Origin of the sequence: Duganella margarita, assembly GCF_009857535.1 — a bacterium.
Lineage (GTDB): Bacteria > Pseudomonadota > Gammaproteobacteria > Burkholderiales > Burkholderiaceae_D > Rugamonas > Rugamonas margarita.
On record NZ_WWCS01000001.1, the window covers coordinates 366718 to 388039 of the forward strand.

Genomic DNA, 21322 nt, shown 5'->3' on the forward strand with positions numbered 1-21322 from the left:
AACTTCTGCGCCGGGACCTACCGACTATACGAATTCGATCAAAGGTAAATATGAAAGCGATGTTGAAATTATTCGCCGTTGCGGTGTGCGCAGCGGTGCTGGCCGCTTGCGGTGGCGGTGGGGATAAGACGCCGAAGCCGGTAGTGGTTGTCCAGCCGGCCTACAAGATGACTGAAACCGCGGTCGGCACCGGCCGCGCGGCCGTGGCGGGTGATCTGGTCACCTTCACCTATGTCGGTTACCTGTATGACTCCACCAAGTCCGACTTCAAGGGCGAAAAAATCGAAAGCTCGGTCGATATCGGCACCACCTTCACCGCCACCGTTGGCGTGGGCTTGATGCTGACCGGCTGGGACCAGACGCTGATCGGCATGCAGGCGGGCGGCAAGCGCACCGCGATCATGCCGGCCAACCTGGCCTATGGCGCCAACACCCGGGATGCGCAAACGGTCAACAACATCAAGTACGCCGCTATCACGGCCAATGCACCGCTGGTGTACGACTTCGTGATGGTCAACGTCAGCCCGCAGGTCGTCATTCCTAACGTGCCGGCGACCGACCTGAAAACCATTGACGTCACCACCGGCACCGGCACTGCGGTGGTCAGCGGCCAGACCGTGAGCGTGCGCTACACCGGCTGGCTGTATGACGGCACCCGCAGCACATTCAAAGGCGCCAAGTTCGACGACAACACTGCTACCGGGGACACCTTGCTGCAATTCGTCACCGGCGGCACCGGCGTCATCTCCGGCTTCAGCACTGGTGTGATCGGCATGCAACTGAACGGCACGCGTACTATCATCATCCCGGCCAACCTGGCCTACGGCGCTACCGCGAAAGCCGGAAATGCACGCTACGGCGTGGCGATTCCGGCCAATTCGGCGCTGGTATTCGACGTCACGCTGGTTTCGTCGCCATAAGCGTATTACACATGTAAAAAAGGGCAGCCAGTGGCTGCCCTTTTTTTATTGGCGCAGCGCCTGCGCGGGCGCGATGCGCATCGCCGACCAGGTATGGCGCGCGGTGGCTGCCGCCACCACCAGCAGCACCAGCACCAGCGCCACCAGCGGCGCCCATCCACCCAGCGGCGAGTGCTCGGCAAACGGCGCCAGATAGCGCGCAATCGTCAGCCAGGCCGGCGGCAGCGCGATCAGCGCCGCCACCGCCGTCAGCAGCGCAAATTCGCGGCCCACCAGCGCCGCAATCGCCGCGCGGCCGGCGCCATGCAGCTTGCGCAGCACGATTTCGCGCGCGCGCCGTTGCACGCTGTGCGCCGCCAGCACATAGATGCCAAACGCCGCCAGCACCAGCACCACCGCCGTCGCACAGGCCAGCAGGTGCGCCAGCCGCACATCGTCCGCATACGCTTGCGCGTAGTAGCTGGCCGCATGTCGTACCACCGGCGGACGGGTGGGAAAGTAGCGCTGCCACGTGTTCAGCATGGCCTGCTCCACCGCGTCGGTTGGGCCTTGCACGCGCACCGTCAGCAGCCGGCTGTTGGTCGACAGCGAATACATGATCGGCTGCACCGGGTCGCGCAAGGTTTCCCAGCGCAGATCTGGCGCCACGCCGACGATCCGCGTCTGGGTGCCGTAGATACGCTGCCCCACCGCCTCGCGCGCCGAGGCCCAGCCCAATGCGCGCACCGCCGCCTGGTTGAGTATCACGCTTTCCTCGCCCTTGCTTGCCGCCTGCTCGATGCGCGGGTCGAACAAGCGTCCGGCCAGCGGCTGCAGGCCGTACACCTGGAAGAACGAGGCGCCTATCCAATGCACCGAGATGCCGACGTCGCTGCCGTCGTTGCGCTTGACGGTCATGCTGCCGCGGGTACCGGTATGGTCGTCGCGGCCCGGCAGGTCGCTGCTGTCGGCCACGCCGGTGACGCCGGGCAGCTGCGCCAGCGCATCGCGGAAGGCGCGACCAGCGGGGTCGTTGACGTCGACCGGCAGTTCCGCCGTCAGCAGCGGCGCCGGATCGAAGCCAGGAGAAGCGGAGGTGGCAAACTGGGTTTGCCACAGGATCGCCAGCGCAATGCTTCCCATGCCGATGGCGGCGGCAAACTGCAGCGCGGTCAGTGCACGCCGCAACCACGCGCCGCCGGACGTTTCGCCGCCGCGCTGCGCCAGCGTAGTGCGCATGTCCACGCCATGCGCCAGCCAGCCGGGATACCAGCCCGACAACGCCCCTACGATCGCGCCTAACAGTAGCCCGGCGCCGGCCGCCAACGGCGTGAACACGCCATCCAGAGGACGTTGCAGCAGTTCCGACGCCAGCGGCAGCAGCAGCCACGCCAGCAGCAGGCCCAGTGCGGCGGCGGTGGTCGACAGCAGCATGGCCTCGGCCATGAACTGCACCAGCAGCTGGCGCGTGCTGGCTCCAAGTACGCGGCGCATGGCGATCTCGCGCTGGCGGCCGAAGGTGCGCACCGTCGCCAGATTGATGTGGTTGACCACCGCCAGCAGCAGGATCAGCAAACCGGCCAGGCCAAGCGCCAGCACCATGCGCATGTCGCCGCGCGGGCCGGCGCCCATGGTGTTGGCGACGCTGCGGTCGAAATAAGCCTCGCTCAACGGTCCAAGCCCGATATCCACCATCTTGCGCGCGGCCAGCGTCGCCTTCATTTCAGGTGTCGCCAGGTTATCCCATGGCGCCTTGTCGATGACGTCCTGCAGCGCCTTTTGCAGCGCCTGCGGGTTGGCGTCGGTTTTTACGTAAATGCGGCCGGCGATGCCCATCCAGTTGGACAACACCTGCTGGCGCTCCTTTTCAGACCAGAGCGTGCTGCCGATGCCGACCAGTGCGCCGAACTGCATGGTACTGGCGGACGGCCGGTCCGGCAGGATGGCGCGTACCTGAAGCACTTGCTGGTTGACGACGACGGTGCGGCCGAGCGCCTGGCTGGTGCCCAGCAATTGCAGTGCCGCCTGCCGCGTCAGCGCCAGGCCGTCGGGCGTGGCCAGCGCCTGCCGCAGATCGCCTTGCAGCGCATGCAGCCCGGCGATCTGCTCGAATGCCGGATCAACAGCGGTGATGTCAATCTCGCGCAGCTCGCCATTCTGGTTCAGCAGCGCCTTGCTGGGCCACCAGACGCTCGCCTGCAGCGGCAGGCCGCTGCGCAGCGCCACCTCGCGCAGCGCGAATGGCGTGTACTCCATCCACTGCGGCTGCGGGATAAAGTTCAGCCGGTGCTTGATGACGAACACGCGCTCGCGCTGCGGCACATCGCGGTCGTAGCTGAAGGAATAGTACACAAAAGCCGTCAGCAGAAAGCATACCGCGAAACCGGCGGCGAGGCCGAACAGTTCGACGGCGGTATTGAAAGGCTGGCGGAGCAGCAGGCGCAAGCCGAGACGAAAATTTTTCATCGCTTAATCCTTGAGTGCCAGCAGCGGCGGCATGCGCATCGCCGTCAGCGTGTGGCGGGTAGTGGCCAGTAGCGCAACCACAATCGCCAGCAGCAGCGCTGCCGCCGGCGTCCAGACGCCAACCGGCGCATGCTCGGTGTAGCCGGCCAGGTAGCGTTGCGTGGCCACCGCCGCCAGCGGCAGGCCGATGATGGCGCCGGCGCCCACCAGCACCGAGAACTCGCGCCCCAGCATCAGCGCGATGTCCTTGCTGCCGGCGCCGTGCAGCTTGCGTAGCACGATCTGGCGCCGGTTGCGCTGCACGCTGTAGGCCGACAGTACATAGATGCCAAACGCCGCCAGTGCAATCGCCGTAATGCTGCTGATGGCGAGGATGCGCATCAGCCGCGCATCGGCGGCGTAGCGGTCGGCCAGCACCGTTTCCTGCGTGGTCAGCGCCATGATCGCGTTGGGGAAGTTGCGGTGCCATAGCGGTTCGATCATGTCGTATGCCTGGTCCACCGTAGCGCTGGTGCGTATCATCGCCACGCTGCCTGGACGCACGCGGTAGATCAACGCCTTGGATGGCGCGTGCAGACCCTGGAAGCGCAAGTCCGGCGCGATGCCGATGATGCGGAAGCCCTGCGGCATGCTCACGCCCACCGCCTCCTGCGGCGTCGCGAATCCCAGCGCCGCCGCAGCGGCAGCGTTCAGCATCACGCCGCCGCTGTCCCGCTCATCGTGCGGATCGAGCGCCGGATTGAAGCTCTGGCCGAAGACGGGCGTCAGGCGGTTCACTTCAAACCAGTTAGGGCTGACGAATTTTGCCTCCAGCGGGATTTCGCCGCCATCGCGCGTGGTCACCAGGTTCATCAACTTCATGCCGTCGCGTCCTACGGCTTCCGAAATGGTGGCGACACCTTGCACGCCGGGTAGCCGGCGTAGCTGTTCGAGCATGGCGTCGGCGGATGGCTTGCCTTCACTCTCGCGGGGCAGGTCCAGTATCAGCAGGTGCGCCGGATCGAAGCCGGGCGACGCGTGGCTGGCGTACCAGGTCTGCCAGGCTACCGCCAGCGTGCCTGCGCTGAGTGCCATGGCGCTGCTGAATTGCAGCACGGTGAGCACGCGGCGCAGCCACAGGCCGGAGACGGTTTCGCTGTTGCCGCGTCCTGCCAGCGCACTGGCGGGACGCGCATGCTGCGCCAGCCACGCCGGGTACGCGCCGGCCGCAAGACCGATGATGACACTGAAGCCCAGCGCGATCAGGCAGGCCAACGGTGTCATCATGCCTTCCAGACGGCGGTTCACCAGGTCCGAGAAGGTCGGCAGCAGCAGCCATGCGAGCATGATGCCGGCGACGGCGGCCAGCATGGCGGTCAGCACCGACTCGCTCAGGAACTGCCGCAGCAGTTGGCCGGTGCTGGCGCCCAGCAGCTTGCGCAAGCCGATTTCGCGCTGGCGGCGCAGTGTGCGCACGGTGGCCAGGTTGACGTAGTTGATCGCCGCCAGCAGCAGGATCAGCAAGCCGCCGGCGGCCAGGCCGAATACGCCGCTGGTGCTGCCGTAGGCGTCGCCACTGCGACTGGCGGCCATGTCGGCGTCGAAGTAGGCATCGCTGAGCGATTGCAGGCGGATGTCCGAGACGTTACGGCCATTCAGGCCTTTGCCCATGGCGCCGTTGCGTACGCGCTGGTTTAGCGGTGACTTTTCAATCGCCGTCTGCAGTTGCGCGGTCAGGGCGTCAATCGCGGCGCCGGGCTTGATCTTCAGGTAGACCATGCCATTGACCCATGTATCAGGTGCGCGGTTGCGCTCGGGCCAGGCGCTGCTGCCGGTGCCGATCAGCGCTTCGTATTGCTGGGTGCTGTTGGCCGGTGGATCGGGCAGCACGGCGCGCACTTGCAAGGTGGTGTCCTCAAGCCGCACGGTGCGGCCCAGCGCCGATTCTGTGCCGAATAGCTTGGCGGCGGCGCTTTGCGTCAGCGCCAGGCCATCCGGCTGGGTGAGCGCGGCCTGCACATCGCCAGTCTGCGCCTGCAAGCCGAAGATGCTGCGGAATGCCGGGTCCACCGCATACAGCTGCAAGGCGCGCAACTCGGTGCCGGCACGCAGCGGCGTGTCGATGCTCTTGACGAAAGCTGCTTCGCTGACTGCGCCGCTGTTGATGGCGACATCGCGCAGCGGCAGGGGCGCGCGCAGCTGCCAATCGGGACGCGGAAACACGTTGACGCGCTGTTTGATCGTCAGCACGCGCTCATTATCCGGGATGCTGCTGTTGAAGTTGAGGCAGAAGGCCACGTAGCCGAACAGCAGGAAGCAGGCGGCAAAACCGATTGCCAGGCCGCCGATCACCACTACCGAGTAGGCTGGCTGCTGCAACAACAGCCGCCAGCCGATGCGGAAATCGCGCAGCATCATGCTGCTTGCAGCGCATCGACCATGATGCGGCCGTCCAGCAGGTTCAGGGTGCGCGAGGCTTGCGCCGCGTGGTCGGGCGAGTGGGTCACCATCACCACCGTTGTGCCTTCAGCATTGATGTCGCGCAGCAGGCGCATGACTTCATCGCCGTGGGCGCTGTCCAGGTTACCGGTAGGTTCATCGGCCAGCAGGACGGCGGGTCCGGACACCAGCGCGCGCGCAATCGCCACGCGCTGCTGCTGGCCGCCGGACAGCTGCGACGGCCGGTGGCCAGCGCGGTGGCCGACGCCCAGCTTGTTCAGCATCGCGGTGACGCGCTCGCGTCGTTCGCGTGCCGGCGTGCCGTTGTACTCCAGCGCCAGTTCCACGTTCTCGAACACCGTCAGTTCTTCGATCAGGTTAAAGCTCTGGAAGATGAAGCCGATGCGGCCGCGCCGCAGCTTGTTCAGCTGTGCTTCGCTCCAGCCGGCGATGTTCTGGCCTTCAAACCAGTATTCGCCGCGGGTCGGCACGTCAAGCAGGCCGAGGATGCCGAGCATGGTCGACTTGCCGCAGCCGGAAGGCCCGGTGATGGCGACGTATTCGCCGGCTTCGATTTCCAGGTCGATGCGGTCCAGGGCCGTGGTCTGGATTTCTCCCGCTTGATGAACTTTGCTGACGCCGACGAGTTTGAGCATTGGATGTGCCTTATGGTGAGGTAAAGAGAGATTACTGCGGAATTTGCAGCCTTGGTGAATTTCCGTAAGCGGCGTAGCTGGACAGGATCACCTTGTCACCGACGCTCAGGCCTTCCAGCACTTCGATCTGGCTGTTGTTGCGGCGACCGGTGCGCACTGCGCGCCGCTGGGCGCCGTGGCCGGTGGCGTCCAGCACATAGACCCAGGCGCCGCCGCTATCGTTGATGAAGGCGCCGTTGGGCAGCAGCAGCGCCGGCGCCGGCTCGCCAAGGGTGATGCGCGCGTCCAGGCTCTGGCCGGGATTGAGCACCGGCGGCTGGCCGTTGGTGAACACCATCTCCACCGTGAAGCGGCCGTCCTTGATCTGCGGGTAGATGGTGCTGATGTCGGCGGCGTAGCTGCGGCCATCCTGCTGCACGTTGCCGTGGCGGCCGACCGCCATGCGGTTCAGGTAATACTCGTCCACGCTGGCCGACAGCTTGAAGCGCGTCGGATCGTCGATGCGGCCGATGTTCTTGCCGGTGGCGATGGACTCGCCCACTTGCAGGCGGAAGTTGGTCAGCCGGCCTTCGACCGGGGCGCGCACCGCCAGCGCATCCACCGTGGCGGAGACCAGTTTCAGGCCCGAGTTCAAGCCCTGGATCGAGCTTTCCATCTGCTGGTCCGCGCTTTGCCGCACACGCGATTCGGCCACGTTGGCTTTCTGTTCCTGTTTCAGCGCGCGTTCCTGTTGCGCGAGCTTGTCTTCCGACTCTTCCAGCACCACACCGGAGATGAAGCCTTGCGCCGCCAGTTTCACATTGCGCGCATGCTGCTTGCGCGCCTGGTCGAGCGCGAACTGCAGGTCGTCCAGCCGGCGCTGGTGGTCGCTGGCGCTGGCCTCCTGCGCCACGCGCAGGTTGGACAGATTGAAGACGCTGACCGAATGTTCGTACTGGCGCGCCAGCAGTTCCAGGTTGCGCTGCGGGTTGGAGATGCGGAACAGCAGCTGGCCTTTTTTCACCAGCGCGCCGTCGACGGCAAACACTTCCTCCACCCGGCCAGATTCCACCGCATCGAGGATCACGGAGTTGAGCGGCTCGGCATTCGCGCGCACGATGATGTCGTCGATGAAGACGCCGCGCGTGGCCTGGCCGATGCGCAGGTCGGCGCCGTCGATTTGCAGGCCGCGCGGCATCCACGACCACAACACGTAAGCGGCTGCTGCTGTCGCCACCATGCTGGCGATGATGATGGCGATGCGCTTGCCGCGCCGGCGCGGCACCACGGCGTCCATGGCCACGCCGCTGGCGGGGAGGTGAGGGGCGGCGTCAAATTTTTTTTTGATGTGCATAGCGGTCATACAGCAAACGCTGTGCCATGCCGAAAATGCCGCTTTTAGCCGAATGCGGCGCGCAAGTGTTCATTTCCGGACAGTGCCCGCTGTTCGCAACTGGACAGCCGCCGGAAGTGGGCGTTTACAGCATCCGGGTGGCTGCTAGAATGCTTGCATGTCCGCCTATATCCTGATCCTTGATGACGATGCCGATGTCGCTACTGCCGCCCAGATGCTGCTGCGGCGGCGCTACGGCCAAGTGGCCACGCTGTGCGATCCGGCCAGCTTGCCGGCCTTGCTGGCGCGCGGCGTGCCGGACGTGGTGTTGCTGGACCTGAACTTCACGCCGGGCCGCATCAACGGTGCGGAAGGCCTGGCGCTGCTCGACGTGCTGCGCGCGCAGGCAAATCCGCCGGCGGTGATCGCGATGACGGCGTATGCCGATGTGCCGCTGGCCGTGGAGGCGCTCAAGCGCGGCGCGGGAGATTTCATCACCAAGCCCTGGGATAACGCGCGCCTGATCGCGGCGGTGGATCAGGCGCTGGCGCGGCGCGAGGCGGGGCGTGGCGCGTCGGCCGGTTCGCCGGAGTTGATGGGCGAGTCGCGCGCCATGCGCGAGTTGAAGGCCTTGATCGCCAGCGTGGCGCCGACCGAGGCGAATGTGATGGTGCTGGGTGAGAATGGCGTCGGCAAGGAGTTGGTGGCACGGGCGATTCATGCGGCATCGCGCCGCGCTGGCGGCACGCTGCTGGCGGTGGATATGGGGGCGTTGCCGGAATCGACGTTTGAGAGTGAGCTGTTTGGCCATCGCAAAGGCTCGTTCACCGATGCCAAGGCGGACAGGGCGGGGCGCTTCCAGGCGGCGCGCGGCGGTTCGCTGTTTTTGGATGAAATCGGCAACATGCCGCTGGCGGCGCAGGCCAAGCTGCTGACGGCGCTGGAGCGGCGCGAAGTGACGCCGATCGGCGCCGACAAGCCGGAGGCGATCGATGTGCGCATCATCAGCGCCACCAATCTGGATGAAGCGCGGCTGTTCGATCCGTCGGTGTTTCGGGCCGACTTGTTATTCAGGCTGAATACGATCGTGATCCGCGTGCCGCCGTTGCGCGAGCGGCGCGAGGATGTGCCGCTGCTGCTAGCGCATTACCTGAAAATGTATGAGACGCAGTACCAGCGGCCGGTGCGCAATGTGGCCGCTGCCGCGCTGGATACGCTGGTGCGGCACGACTGGCTCGGTAATGTGCGGGCCTTGCGGCATGCCTGTGAGCGCGCCGTGATTCTTGGCCAGGGCGCGGAATACGGCGTCGCCGACTTCGGCCTTCCCAGCTTGGTCCAATCCAGTGCACCGGCCGCAGCAGCCGGTGCATTGCACGCCGTCGCCGACACTGCTGTCGCGCCAGCGTTGGCCGATGTGCCGCCAAGTGCGTCCTCTGGCGACACCACGCTGGACGCGATCGAGCGTGCGGCGATTGCGGCGACGCTGGCGCAATTCAACGGTAACATCAGTCACGCAGCGAAGTCGCTTGGCATCAGCCGCGCAGCGCTGTACCGCAAGCTGGGCAAGCATGGCATCTGAACGCGCGCTGAAGCTGGGCGTGGCGGCCGGCGCGGCGGGGCTGATGGCGCTGTCCATCGCCGCCGACCTGCTGTCGTCAGCACCGGAGCCACGCCGCATCGTGTTGTGCGGCTTGCTGGCCGTGGCGCCGGCCAGTCTGGTGTGGCAATGCCTGCGCCGCCTCGCCCCGCGCGTGCCGCGCATGGAGAATGCGTACCACCGCATGACCGGCGACGACATCCCGCAGCCGCTCGGCGGCAGCACCGGCGACGACGGTAATATCGCCACCACCGTGTTAGCACTGCAGCCCGCGCAATTGCAGCCACACCAGCACGCTGGCCGCAGCAGTGCCGCACATCCGCCATCGCCGACCGACACCATGCTTGCGCTGGAAGCCCGTCTTGAACACGCACCCATCGCGCTATTCCGCATCGAGCACGCGGCGGGCGCCGGCGCGGTGTCACCGCTGAACGCCGCCGCCCGCCGGCTGCTGGCCCCAGGCCGCGCCAGCGCCCCGCAAGACCTGCATCAACTGCTGGCCGCACAAGCGGTCGGCCACCGCCAGCTGGTCAGCTTCGACACCGAACGCGGCGCCGAGCGCGCACTGGTCGCCGTCTCCGCATTGGCACTGCAAGGCGCATCGCAACGTCTCGCGGCCCTGATGCCGGTGGAAAGCGAACTGGAAGCCGAAGCCCTCAACGCCTGGCGCGAACTGGTGCAAGTGCTCACGCACGAAATCATGAACTCCCTGACGCCGGTGGCCTCGCTGTCGCGTACCGCCTGCGGCCTGCTGGACGAAGCACAGGCCAGCCTGCCGCCCGACATCCACGCCGACCTGGGCACCGCATTGGACGCCATCGCCCGCCGCGCCGCCAGCCTGGTCGATTTTGTCGGCAGCTACCGCAGCCTGTCTACCGTGCCGCAAGCGCAGGCGCAGCGCGTGCTGCTGGAAGAATTGTTCGAGCGGCTGAAGGCGTTGCTGGAGCCGCAGTGGCAGGGCAAGCTGACGTTCTCGGTCGAACCGGCGTCGCTGGAGGTGATGATCGATGCGGGGCAGCTGGAGCAAGCCCTGATCAATCTGCTGAAGAACGCAGCGGAAGCCGGCACGCAGGCGCAAGTGCGCGCGCGCCTCAGTCGCGGTGGGCGGCTGCGCATCGAAGTCGCGGACAATGGTCCCGGCGTGCCGGAAGCGTTGGCTGCCCACATTTTCACGCCATTCTTCTCGACCAAAAAACAGGGCAGGGGCATCGGCCTGGCGATGGTGCGTCACCTGGTGCACGCAAACGGTGGCACGGTGCGCCACGCGCGTTCGGTCGGCGCCGGCGCGCGCTTCATCCTGACGTTTTAACGCACCAGAATCAGCGCACCATATCCACGTGCATGATGCCGTCTTCATCGTACGGCGCGGTCACCGTCTGGAAGCCAAAGCTGCCGTAGAATTTTTCCAGGTGCGCCTGCGCGCCGATGCGGAAGCGATAGCCCGGATGCAGCTTCTCGGACAGCGGAATCGCCTTGGCCAGCAGCTCGCGGCCCACGCCCGTGCCACGGCCGGCCTGCGTGGTCAGCACGCGGCCCAGCGACATCTCGTCAAACTTCACGCCCGGCGGCACGCAGCGCAGATAGGCCACCAGCGTACGCTGGCCGTCGATCTCGCGCCAGCCCATCAGGTGATGGCAGACCGGATCGCAGCCGTCGATATCGGGATACAAACAGGTTTGTTCGAGGATGAAGACAGCCTGCCGCTGGCGCAGCACCTCATACCAGTCGTTGCGGGGAATGTCGTCAAAAGCCAGCCAGTGCCACTCAATCATTGCGCGTCTCGTCCAGGGTCAAAGCGTTGATTGTATGTGAAAAAGGCCGGCGCCTCCGAAGAGGGGCCGGCCTTCGCCGCGTGTGGCGCTGAATCGCTTAAACGATGGTCAGGGTCACGTCGATGTTGCCACGGGTGGCGTTCGAGTAAGGGCAAACGATGTGCGCTGCGTCGACCAGTTTCTGCGCGGTTTCGCGGTCCATGCCTGGCAGCGAAATTTTGTGCTCAACTTGAATACCGAAGCCGGTAGGCAGTGGGCCGATGCCGACGGCGGTTTCCACCGACAGGTCGGCTGGAATGGCGATCTTGTCACGGCCGCCGACGAATTTCATGGCGCCGATGAAGCAGGCAGCGTAGCCGGAAGCGAACAGTTGTTCTGGATTGGTACCTTCACCGCCGCCGCCGCCGAGTTCTTTCGGGGTGCTCAGTTTGACGGACAGGTGACCATCCGACGAAGCCGATTGGCCTTCGCGGCCGCCGGTGGTTTTAGCGTGTGCAGTGTAGAGGACTTTTTCGAGCGACATGATATTTCCTTTCAGTGAGTGATACCGTTAAGTTTAGTTGGCTATTCAATCGCTTGCTATCTACCATCTGGGAGTACAGCTTGCTAATCTACTACAACTCGCGCTGTTTGCAGCGCCCATGACCACACTATACATAGCACGCGATTTAATAGCAAGCTATATTTGTATCGGTTTGTAACAGCGATTTTTAATCGGATGCATCTAATCCGCCGAAAAATAGTTGTGAACATCGAAAAATAGTCATGAACAATGAAAAATAGTCGTGAACACATGTCAAATCAAAAAATTGTCACCCCGATCTTGCGTCTGAAGCCAATACCAGGCCTGCTGCTGGACTGGTTGCCCGGTGAAAGCCTCTACACATCGACGCCCGAGCGCAAATGCGTAGGCGTATCTGGCTGGTTGACGAGCAATTCGACACTGGACAGTTCTCGCAACGCCTCAAGCACACTCAAAAAGACACCGATGGAAACACCTGGATCGCCGCGTTCGAGGCGTGCGAGTGTTTGCCGGTGCACGCGGCACGCGCTTTCCAAATCGACCAACGAGCGCTTCTGTGCTTTTCTAGAGGTGCGAATACGCTCACCAAGACGCTGAGCAGCACTCTGGACAGCAATGGAATTAAAGTTTTGATCGTGTCGCATGATTGATAGTTCTAAGACTGATGGTTCTCACGCTATCGTCAATGTCGCTTAGATGCATCATTTAATGAATAAATGATGTTTCTAAGCATCTTTTGCAATTTTGTTGAGAACTTGCTTTCATAAACAAAACCTCCTCGCATATAAGGATAATATCTCATATACATTGATTTATCCCCGTATATGAGGAACAATGTCTCAATCAAATTTAACTCAATTGCCGACGTGTATTCCGATGAATGGTCTGAAAAGGCCGCCAACAAACTGAAGGCCGAATTGCGGCTGTCGGGAGTGGGCTACGGTGAGTTAGTCACACGCTTGGCCCAAATTGGCGTAGAGGACACCTATAAGGGTGTCGCTACTAAAATTACGCGCGGCCGCTTCACGTTCGCATTTTTTATGCAATGTATGAAAGCCTTAGGTAAAAATGAGGTGCGGTTTGACTAACTATTTATTGCGTAGTGCGACGAATTTACAACTGTATTAACATACAGTTGTCTTACATTTTTGGAGAGCATCATGGGCGTCAACAGTAAGATTGAGTGGACCCATCACACATTTAATCCCTGGTGGGGGTGCCTACGCATCTCGCCTGCATGCAAACACTGCTACGCTGAGACTTGGGCGAAGCGTGTAGGTATGAATGATCTCTGGGGAAAAGAAGCGCCTAGGCGTTTCTTTACTGATGCTCACTGGCGCGAACCACTTAAATGGGACAGAGATGCCGCCGCTGCGGGCGAACGCAGACGAGTATTTTGCGCATCGATGGCGGATGTGTTTGAAGATCGGGCAGATTTGAACGAAACTCGGGAAAGGCTTTGGGCGCTGATTGAAGCGACGCCAAATCTCGATTGGCTGCTGCTGACGAAAAGGATACGCCACGTTAAAAAACTGGCTCCTTGGTCTGGAAAGTGGCCCGAGAACATTTGGCTGGGCACCAGCACCGAAAATCAAAATTGGTTAGAAAAAAGAGTAGACCATTTGCTTCAGCACAATGTAGTGGTACGCTTCGTTTCAGCAGAGCCACTTTTGGGTCCTCTGAATTTGCGACCTTGGTTACAAGCACCAGGGTCAAGTGTTCCGGGAATCAATTGGGTGATTGCAGGCGGTGAGAGTGGACCAGATTCGCGGTCCATGAATCCCGCGTGGCCGGAAGACCTGCGCGACCAGTGCAACGAAGCCAATGTACCCTTCCACTTTAAGCAGTGGGGGCATTGGGCGCCCGAAGAACTGATTGCAGAGGGCATATCGGCCAGAGCGCAACGTATCGACGTCGTGGGCCGCGATGGGGCAATTATTCGGTTGGTCAAGGTTGGTAAATCAAAGGGTGGACGGGAATTAGGTGGAACGACGTGGGACCAAGTACCTTTGCTAGACGGAGGGCTTGCACGATAACGGGACGAATAATTGACTAAAACTGGCGATAAATGGCAATGGATAATTGGAGATGCACCTCCTCCACTTGATCCACACTCAAAAGTAAAACATCAGCTAGTTAGGGATTATCTCTACAAGTACATTGGCGTCTTGATGGCCAACGAGAAGATCCCGCGGCTTAAGCTCACGCTGGTCGATGGTTTTGCCGGCGGAGGGCTGTACACCGACGGCAATGGTATTGCACCAGGATCCCCGCTGATCATGCTTCAGACCGTGAAGGAGGCTGAGGCCTATCTGAACGCCACACGCACGCAGACCCGTCGTGCGGTAGAAGCTCAGTACCATTTCGTCGAGCCCAATCCGAGTTCGTTTGAGTACCTCACGCACACCCTCAAGGCCGAGAATTACGGCCACCTCATCGATAACGACATCCGGCTGTACAAGAATAAATTCGAGTCGGTCTGCGCCGACATCACTGCGGCCGGCGTTTCACACCAAGGCGGACAGCGCGCGATTTTTCTTCTCGATCAGTACGCATACAATGATATTGCGATGCCCACGGTGCGCAATATTTTCCAGAACCTTAAAGGTGCCGAAGTCATCTTAACGTTCAACGTCGACTCGCTGCTGACGTTCCTGACAGATAGCAAGCAGTTCCACTCGATCACGCAAAAAATCGGATTGGAGCATTACATCAATTGGCAGGATATCGCGCGCCTGAAGGCCGGCTCCCACTGGCGCCAGATGATCCAGCGTCAAATCTCGCACGGTATCTGGAAGGCCAGCGGTGCCCGCTTTATGACTCTTTTCTTCGTTACGCCAAAAGGGAACCGCCCCTGGTCATATTGGCTCGTACATTTGTCCAATGCGTACCGCGCGAATGACGTAATGAAGACAGTGCACTGGGAACATGGCAATAGCTTTGGGCACAGCCTTGACGGTGGCTTCTTCGAAATCGGCTACGAGGCAAACAAAGACATTGATGTCACGTCTCAGTCCGAGATGAATTTTACGGAAACGCGCGCTTTCGATGACACGCTCCGCTCGAAAAGCGTGGAGACGCTTCAGGATCTGCTTCCTCGCATGATCTATAGCAATCCAAAGGGCCTTCTGTTCAACGACCTCATGTCGCAGATCGCCAATCAGACCACAGCCACGGAAAAAATCGTCAAAGAATCGCTCCATGTCGGCGTGGCATCCAAGGAAGTGCAAGCAGTCATCGAGGGTGGCGGGTTGCGTGCGAAAGGCAGTTCCATCCACGGCACCGACATATTGATTCCGCACCGTCAACGATCGATCTTCTTGGGGCACCTGTGATGAAATTTGATCCACACGAAATTATTCCGTCGCCCTACGTCGGCCGCGAGCAGGCATACATAAAGCATCTGCTACTGGATGGGTATCTCGAACGACTACTCTACATTGTCGGCTGGAGCGCCAGCAAACTCGGTCACGAAGAGATCATCTTTGTCGATTGCTTTGCAGGGCCCTGGAAGGACGAGAGCGATGACCTGGCATCGACATCGATCGCAATTTCTATGAACCTGCTCTCGATGGTCCAATACGCCCTTGAGAAGGTCGACAAGTCAGTGAAGTTCCGAGCTGTATATGTAGAAAAGGACGATGGTGCCTTCGGCCGGCTAAGTCAGTTCTTAGCAAGTCATTCGCCTGCGAACGTAAAAACCGCAGCAATTCACGGGGATTTCACGCGGAGCATTCCAGACATCCTGGCACGTTGCCCGCCCAAAAGCTTCGCATTCTTTTTCATTGACCCGAAGGGGTGGATGGCGGTGAAACCTGACATTCTTCAACCGTTGCTAGAACGCCCGCGCAGCGAGTTCCTGATCAATTTCATGTACGACTTCATCAACCGCGCGGCCTCAATGAATGCTCTGCGTGACGATATCGCAGCGCTCCTTGGTGGCCAACTTGATGCGGAAAAAATACCAAGCAACCCAGCTCAGCGCGAGCAGTTTTTACTGGAACGATATCGTAGTGCGCTGGCAGACCGCGTGAGCACCGCAAACGCTAAAGCTTTGTCTGGATATGTCACCATACTCGATCCTACTGTGGACCGAACAAAGTACCATCTCATCTACCTGACTCGGCATCCCAAAGGGATTATCGAATTCATGAAGCAATCGGAAAAGCTGGCTGGGGTGCAAAGCGCCGTGCGCAATGCCGCCAAATACAATAAACAAACCCAAGCAGATAAAACAGGCGACCTTTTTGGAATCGACGCCGGTCAGATGGAACCGAGTTGGAACGAATCGAACGCACGTATCCATGAGCTCCAGCAGCTTTGGCTTGCGCGCATTGGCGATCAGAATTTACTGGTCACGGAACCCGTATTCGCAAACCTCATATGTCAGAGCAATTGCTTCCCATCGGAGCTTCAACTGGCCTTGAGGGGGCTGATCGAACGTGGTGAAGTTCAAAACGTCACTGCAGGCCCGAAACTGCGGCCGAAAAACGTTGTCGACTATGAGAAGGGGGAAACGCTTACGAGGACAGTCCCGCGTTAGGATGCCTCATAAGCTTTAGCGCGCAGGAGCATGGCATGAAGCAGCTCCTAGTCGCCGGTGACGTCACAAGCATCGCTGGCTTTGCGGTCTAACTGCCATACCAGATCAGCCCTAGAAAGAAGTAATCAATTATGCGCGACACTCCTTCGTACAAGTTCGTCAACTGGTCAGGACAGTTCCGCGATTTCCTGCTGGGCACGATGGGTATAACATGTTTAGGAATCGCGATCTATTCCACGATTACCGACAAGCTGCAGGCTGGGACATTGCTGTTCACCGCCGGCCTAATTCTGATTGCCTTTTCCAGCCTCTCCCGTTTCGAATCGATTAAAGCGCTAGGCGTCGAAGCGAAGATGGTTGCTTTGAACGATAAGCTGTCTGAAGCAGATAGCCTTCTGGCGCATATGCGAAACATGGTCGGTCTGATGGCCGATACATCATTTCAGATAATTGGCAATATGGGCCGATGGGACGCCGAAATTCCGAAGCCAGAAATGATCAAGATTGTAGAAAATTTCGAACAGTTGTTGGTAGCACTGGGCGAACCCGACGAAGCTATCCAACGCAAGCTTGAACCGTGGCATCAGGCGAATACGCGCGACATGGCACAGTCTATTCTCGGTGCACTGAATAAGTTTCAGCAGTATCAGAATCAAGTACTAGCGCAAGAAGCTAGAGATCGAACTACTCCTCTTGCAGACCCCAGTGAGGACTCACGCCGTTTCGATCGGAACACAGAGTTTATTCGACAAGCGAATGAGCTCTGGGAAGGCCAGATTGACGATTTCCCTGATCAGGTCGAGAAGCTTATCGGCGAAACCGATATCGCTGAGCCTACACAACTACGGTGGTTGCTACGAGAGGTGAATCCGATGATCAAAGAGCTACGCCACTACCTTGAACATAAGAAGTTCAAAGACAGAAACGGCTGGCTGGCGCGATCATACCTTCATGAGATACCACTGGATTTCACCCTGATCCAATCGGCAAAGTAGCCATCGAAGGTCCTACCGATACTGTCTCACTACGGTCCGGTTGCGAATGAGGGGACTTGAACTCAACGGTTAATTTGGATCAGGTGGAATGGAAGGCCTAACGTCGATCGACCGCTTCGAGAATAAGCTGCCAATCATCCGACGCCGCAGCTATCCCCAACGCATTTCCCCTCAGGCGAATGGCTCGACAAATCGGACACTGTAAAGTTTGACACTTGCGCGGGGAAGATGTCGCGGTAATATTGCCACACATCAATCACATGGAAGTGCATATGAGTTTCAAACAGTTTGTGATGGACGGATTCGCCGAAAGCTTTGGGCGTCCGGCAAAACTACTTCGATTGCTTACCGAGCAGTCCGATATTCGGGTACCACTTGTCGAGACGGACAAAAGCATCGCCAGCGAGAAAGTGGTCCGTTGGCACGAGTTTGGAGTTTCAACTGACATACTTTTAAGCCGGCGAAAGCAAGGAAAGTTGCTTGGATGGCGAAAGAAAGGAGGCGGGTACTACAATAGCTTCTATCTTCACCGGCCGGAGTTCGAGCAACTGGTCACCAAAATAGTCATCGAACGTTGGCAGTGCGAGATCCAAGAAGTACATGGCTTCTCAGCCTCCAAATCGGAACTGACAAAATTCAGCTCGATGGACGAGATGGTGGAGTGTAATTCCAGAGAGATGATCACTGATATCTCGCCTCAAGGCTTGGCAAAAAACCTCGCCCATAATGAGATTCGCATCATGCGGCCAAATACGGATGACTGCTTCAAATATCACCGTTGGGATGGACGACTATTTCTGATCAATAGCGGTGGTTCACACCACTTTGCTGCTGCTAAGTACATCGCTTTGCGCATCGGTGCGCCGGTACCACTGGCAGGCCGTCTGCATTCATATGCGCTCAATCCTGACGCCATCGCATCGCTGCGTCGCGACTTTGATATTTTCATGATCTCAGATAAACCAGCGATCTCCGTAGCCTTCAACGAGGCCATGCGCAGCTTCGAAGCGACATGGCTGTGGACGCACCTCCCTCGGCCTTACCACAAAGCCCGCGCGATCCTACTGCCAAAAAACGAGCGTCGATCCCAGCGGGTCGCGCAGGCATTTCAAGAGGCGGCCATTGTCGATCTCGGTGCGTATCTGGAAGGACTATCCCGCACTGGAGATGAGAACGGCCGTGCAGACCTTAGGTTCATCACGATTACTTAAATATTTTCCTGCGACTACATGAGAGCTCTCAAAAGATACAAGCAATGGATATTCTTAATGCACCAGATACACGAAGCCTAATATTACATTGGACGAAGTGCTGAACTAGGTCATCCACATCTATGGACATCCTATGCCAAGATTCTCGATTTTATTGCGCACTTCAAGAGTGCACTCAATGCATATGCCAAATGCTTTGTAAGCACCGGTGCAGGTCGAGTAAAGCTTGACGCATCGTCCATCTTTCGATCAAGCGAGGAGAGCATAGCGCAGCACCAAGTAATCATGGACCTGCGGCACAAGTACGTTGCTCACAGTGACGAGAATCAATTCGAGTTTGCTTCTATTTTTGAGGAGAACACGACCGAAGAGTTAGTGCTTCATCTTGAATACAAATTATCCTTTCCATTCGATCGCCTTTATGAACTTCAAAATTTGATTTCCTTGGTTGAGGTCTACGTTGTGGATCGACAACGAGGCCTGCTTGAAGCAATTGAGCGTGAAGCTGGAAAGCCTGTCCGAGTTCAAGAGGGAACTGACGATCTTCAATAGGACGAGCCAGAAGTGGAAGATTGCCGGCGGCCATTACAAGGAGACAGTGGGGACGGGGTTCTGGGGCGTTAACCTGTCAACTTCCGCCGGTTTCGAGCGAACCTTTTTCAATCAACCGCTTGCACTACCAGCATTTAGCTCATTACCTTTCGCTTGGTCAGGAGGATGCACGTGTAATTTAATTTTGCAGTGAAGGTGTCAGCGTAATTGCCGTTATGGCAATACAAGACACCTTAGTTCATGACTATTTTTCAAAGATTTTGCAGTTTTTATGTCTCTATGACACAACTGTCTTCGACATTAGCCGATCTGGGGCTATCACTTGAGAAAGCTTAAGCCCCAGAGCTAGTTCACGACTATTTTTTAACGGATTATGCATCAAGCCGCCGGTTTGCCGGTGCGCCCAGAGGAAGGCTTGCTGGAATGTGTTCCGCCAGCGAGACGAAGTGTCTCAATATACCGTCTTTTGGATCGACGACGAGACGGCTAACATGGATTCATCTTTCAACCGTACCTCAAGGAGAAATACCATGACCATCCTCGTTACAGGCCCCACCGGTCGCGTCGGCAGCCAAGTCGTTCCGCAACTCGTTAAGCGCGGCGCAGCAGTGCGCGTGCTGGTGCGCGATCCGTCCAAAGCTGCGCTTCCCGCCGGCATGGAGGTGGTGCAAGGCGACCTGCTCGATCTCGATGCCCTGCGCGCCGCGTTTGAAGGCGTCAACACGCTGTTTCTGCTCAACGCCGTTGCGGGCGACGAGTTCACCCAGGCGCTGATTACCCTGAACATGGCGCGCACTTGCGGCGTCGAGCGCGTGGTGTACCTGTCGGTGCTGCACAGCGACCGCTTCGCCAACGTGCCGCACTTCGCGGTGAAGCTGGGCGCCGAGCGCATGATCGAACAGATGGGTTTCAGCGCGACGATACTGCGGCCGGCGTACTTCATCGACAATGACCACATGGTTAAGGATGTCATCGTTAACCATGGCGTGTATCCGATGCCGATTGGCGGCAAGGGGATTGCGATGATCGACGTGCGTGACATCGCCGAGGTGGCAGCGATCGAACTGATCCGCCGCGACCAGGCGCCCGGCAAACTGCCCAACCAGATCATCAACCTGGTCGGCCCGGACACGCTGACCGGTTCGGCGTTAGCGGCAATCTGGACCGAGGTGCTGGGACGCCCGGTCGTCTATGGCGGCGATGACCCGAGCGGCTTCGAGCAGAACCTGGCCACCTTCATGCCGAAGTGGATGGCGTATGAGATGCGCCTGATGGCCGAACGCTTTGTCAGCGATGGCCTGCTGCCGGAAGCGGGCGACCAGGAGCGACTGACCACGCTGCTCGGCCGCCCCTTGCACGCCTATCGCGAATTCGCCTCCGCGATGGCGGCGCAGTAAGCGTATCAATATGGTCAAGGCTTTGCTAAGCGTGAGTCATAGAGCCACTTGCGCACCTTCTTTGCGCGGAGCTTGGAGGCGTCGGAATGTAGTGGATTGATCAGTACGTTGTACTCTTCGGGGACGATAACGGAGGGTACGATCATCAGCGTACTGCTCTGCGCCTTGACCCAGCTATCTCCAGCGTCGAGGCTGACTGCTGCTGCAGGGATCGCATCCCATCCCACTGGAGGATGGCGCATGTCATGCGCCTTGTTCCAGACGTCATCCGGCACATCGATTTGAACCAGATAGCGATTGAGCGGCAGGCCGCCAGCCTTGAGGTGGACAAAGGTTTCGAGAGCCACCAAGGCGATATTGGCTCCACAGTAGAGCATGGCATTGCCGGGGCGGTTCCAGCGCCCTCCGGAAACCTTGGCGCCGACACCCGACATATCGTCCGCTGTGTAATCAGGGGTATCGGTAGCGATTCGCCAGACGATCACGCATAAGCTCCCGTCTGCATCATCGAGAGCAGGCGCGATACCATTTCCTGGCCCTCGATGGTGTCCATGTAGTCGGCGGGGCGTTTCCCGCCCAAGGCAGGAACCGGTTCCTCTATCCATTTCGCCAGCCACTTCGGCGCATCGAAATCTTTCGTCAGCTCGGGGTCGCCTGACTGTTCGAGGATGGTCTGGGCCTGTCCAACCAGCTTTGCCATACCCACGATCTTTTCGCTTTCCTCGGTCGACAGCGTTTGCTGCTTCGATGCTTTCCGCGTGACCGTCGCTTGGGCGATGCCGAACATGCGGAAAAATCGGTCTTGTGGAATACCAAGGTCGACAGCAAAAGCCTTGGTTTCGGTGGCGCCAACACCTGCACGGATGATCTGGATACGATCCTCTGGCGAGGACAGGTAAAGCGAACGAAAATCACGAATCTTCGCCGCTCCGGTTCCCGTAAAGAGCCGCTTTACCGCGAATTTGCTCACGTTAAACCTCC

At 59.5% G+C, this 21322-nt stretch carries 20 protein-coding genes; 11 read left to right on the forward strand and 9 right to left on the reverse strand.

All coding sequences use genetic code 11. The features are described 5' to 3' along the window. Positions 1–59: 59 nt before the first annotated feature. On the forward strand, positions 60–920 hold the full coding sequence (locus GTP55_RS01785) for an FKBP-type peptidyl-prolyl cis-trans isomerase (protein WP_229257692.1): 861 nt from the start codon (positions 60–62) through the stop codon (positions 918–920). A 45-nt stretch (positions 921–965) separates the two neighbouring features. On the opposite strand, the gene GTP55_RS01790 is transcribed toward GTP55_RS01785, so the two are convergent. Genes GTP55_RS01790 through GTP55_RS01805 form a run of 4 tightly spaced genes read right to left on the reverse strand, consistent with a single transcriptional unit; the run spans position 966 to position 7772 of the window. Continuing rightward, positions 966–3365 carry an ABC transporter permease gene (locus tag GTP55_RS01790; RefSeq protein WP_161043269.1) on the reverse strand — a complete coding sequence of 800 codons (2400 nt, stop codon included), beginning with the start codon at positions 3363–3365 and terminating at the stop codon, positions 966–968. A 3-nt stretch (positions 3366–3368) separates the two neighbouring features. Beyond that, positions 3369–5762, reverse strand: a complete 2394-nt coding sequence (locus GTP55_RS01795) for an ABC transporter permease (protein ID WP_161043270.1) — start codon at positions 5760–5762, stop codon at positions 3369–3371. Further along, complete coding sequence (locus GTP55_RS01800; RefSeq protein WP_161043271.1) at positions 5759–6439, reverse strand: ABC transporter ATP-binding protein; 681 nt, start codon at positions 6437–6439, stop codon at positions 5759–5761. Before GTP55_RS01800 ends, GTP55_RS01795 begins: the two co-directional genes overlap by 4 nt. A 31-nt stretch (positions 6440–6470) precedes the next feature. Continuing rightward, positions 6471–7772 carry an efflux RND transporter periplasmic adaptor subunit gene (locus tag GTP55_RS01805; RefSeq protein WP_229257693.1) on the reverse strand — a complete coding sequence of 434 codons (1302 nt, stop codon included), beginning with the start codon at positions 7770–7772 and terminating at the stop codon, positions 6471–6473. A gap of 157 nt (positions 7773–7929) precedes the next feature. On the opposite strand from GTP55_RS01805, the gene GTP55_RS01810 reads away from it, so the two are divergent. Together GTP55_RS01810 and GTP55_RS01815 are read left to right on the forward strand one after the other, a co-directional pair. After that, positions 7930–9330, forward strand: coding sequence for a sigma-54-dependent transcriptional regulator (locus GTP55_RS01810; protein ID WP_161043272.1), 1401 nt, complete (start codon positions 7930–7932; stop codon positions 9328–9330). Continuing rightward, a complete protein-coding gene (locus GTP55_RS01815; RefSeq protein ID WP_229257694.1) occupies positions 9320–10657 on the forward strand; it encodes a sensor histidine kinase in 1338 nt (445 codons plus the stop codon). Before GTP55_RS01810 ends, GTP55_RS01815 begins: the two co-directional genes overlap by 11 nt. A gap of 10 nt (positions 10658–10667) precedes the next feature. Here GTP55_RS01815 and GTP55_RS01820 read toward each other — a convergent pair whose 3' ends face one another. The 3 genes from GTP55_RS01820 to GTP55_RS01830 form a co-directional block, all read right to left on the reverse strand. Next, positions 10668–11120 (reverse strand): GNAT family N-acetyltransferase, encoded by a 453-nt coding sequence (locus GTP55_RS01820; protein ID WP_161043273.1) that lies wholly within the window; start codon positions 11118–11120, stop codon positions 10668–10670. 97 nt (positions 11121–11217) lie between these two features. Next, positions 11218–11643 carry an organic hydroperoxide resistance protein gene (locus tag GTP55_RS01825; protein WP_110846126.1) on the reverse strand — a complete coding sequence of 142 codons (426 nt, stop codon included), beginning with the start codon at positions 11641–11643 and terminating at the stop codon, positions 11218–11220. Positions 11644–11999: 356 nt separating this feature from the next. Continuing rightward, positions 12000–12287 (reverse strand): helix-turn-helix domain-containing protein, encoded by a 288-nt coding sequence (locus GTP55_RS01830; RefSeq protein WP_161043274.1) that lies wholly within the window; start codon positions 12285–12287, stop codon positions 12000–12002. A 180-nt stretch (positions 12288–12467) separates the two neighbouring features. Here GTP55_RS01830 and GTP55_RS29720 point away from each other — a divergent pair, with 180 nt between their 5' ends. The 8 genes from GTP55_RS29720 to GTP55_RS01865 all read left to right on the forward strand — a co-directional run bounded on the left by GTP55_RS29720 (position 12468) and on the right by GTP55_RS01865 (position 20341). Further along, entirely contained in the window at positions 12468–12731 is a 264-nt protein-coding gene (locus tag GTP55_RS29720) for a DUF6471 domain-containing protein (RefSeq protein ID WP_229257695.1), read from the forward strand. A 72-nt stretch (positions 12732–12803) separates the two neighbouring features. Next, entirely contained in the window at positions 12804–13679 is an 876-nt protein-coding gene (locus tag GTP55_RS01835) for a DUF5131 family protein (RefSeq protein ID WP_116994490.1), read from the forward strand. Between the two features lie 12 nt (positions 13680–13691). After that, a complete protein-coding gene (locus tag GTP55_RS01840) occupies positions 13692–14978 on the forward strand; it encodes a three-Cys-motif partner protein TcmP (RefSeq protein ID WP_161043275.1) in 1287 nt (428 codons plus the stop codon). Then, complete coding sequence (tcmP, locus tag GTP55_RS01845) at positions 14978–16186, forward strand: three-Cys-motif partner protein TcmP (RefSeq protein WP_161043276.1); 1209 nt, start codon at positions 14978–14980, stop codon at positions 16184–16186. The genes GTP55_RS01840 and tcmP overlap by 1 nt, the downstream gene beginning before the upstream one ends. Before the next feature lie 131 nt (positions 16187–16317). Then, positions 16318–17181, forward strand: a complete 864-nt coding sequence (locus GTP55_RS01850; RefSeq protein WP_161043277.1) for a hypothetical protein — start codon at positions 16318–16320, stop codon at positions 17179–17181. A gap of 272 nt (positions 17182–17453) precedes the next feature. After that, the gene (locus tag GTP55_RS01855; protein WP_202423449.1) at positions 17454–18392 is read left to right on the forward strand and encodes a DUF6685 family protein; all 939 of its coding nucleotides are present in this window, start codon (positions 17454–17456) and stop codon (positions 18390–18392) included. A gap of 285 nt (positions 18393–18677) precedes the next feature. Continuing rightward, positions 18678–18944 carry a hypothetical protein gene (locus GTP55_RS01860; RefSeq protein ID WP_161043278.1) on the forward strand — a complete coding sequence of 89 codons (267 nt, stop codon included), beginning with the start codon at positions 18678–18680 and terminating at the stop codon, positions 18942–18944. Between the two features lie 530 nt (positions 18945–19474). Then, entirely contained in the window at positions 19475–20341 is an 867-nt protein-coding gene (locus tag GTP55_RS01865) for an SDR family oxidoreductase (RefSeq protein WP_161043279.1), read from the forward strand. Positions 20342–20355: 14 nt separating this feature from the next. Here GTP55_RS01865 and GTP55_RS01870 read toward each other — a convergent pair whose 3' ends face one another. Together GTP55_RS01870 and GTP55_RS30180 are read right to left on the reverse strand one after the other, a co-directional pair. After that, a complete protein-coding gene (locus tag GTP55_RS01870) occupies positions 20356–20826 on the reverse strand; it encodes an RES family NAD+ phosphorylase (protein ID WP_371868273.1) in 471 nt (156 codons plus the stop codon). Next, on the reverse strand, positions 20823–21311 hold the full coding sequence (locus GTP55_RS30180; protein WP_161043281.1) for an Xre family toxin-antitoxin system antitoxin: 489 nt from the start codon (positions 21309–21311) through the stop codon (positions 20823–20825). Before GTP55_RS30180 ends, GTP55_RS01870 begins: the two co-directional genes overlap by 4 nt. Positions 21312–21322 lie beyond the last annotated feature (11 nt).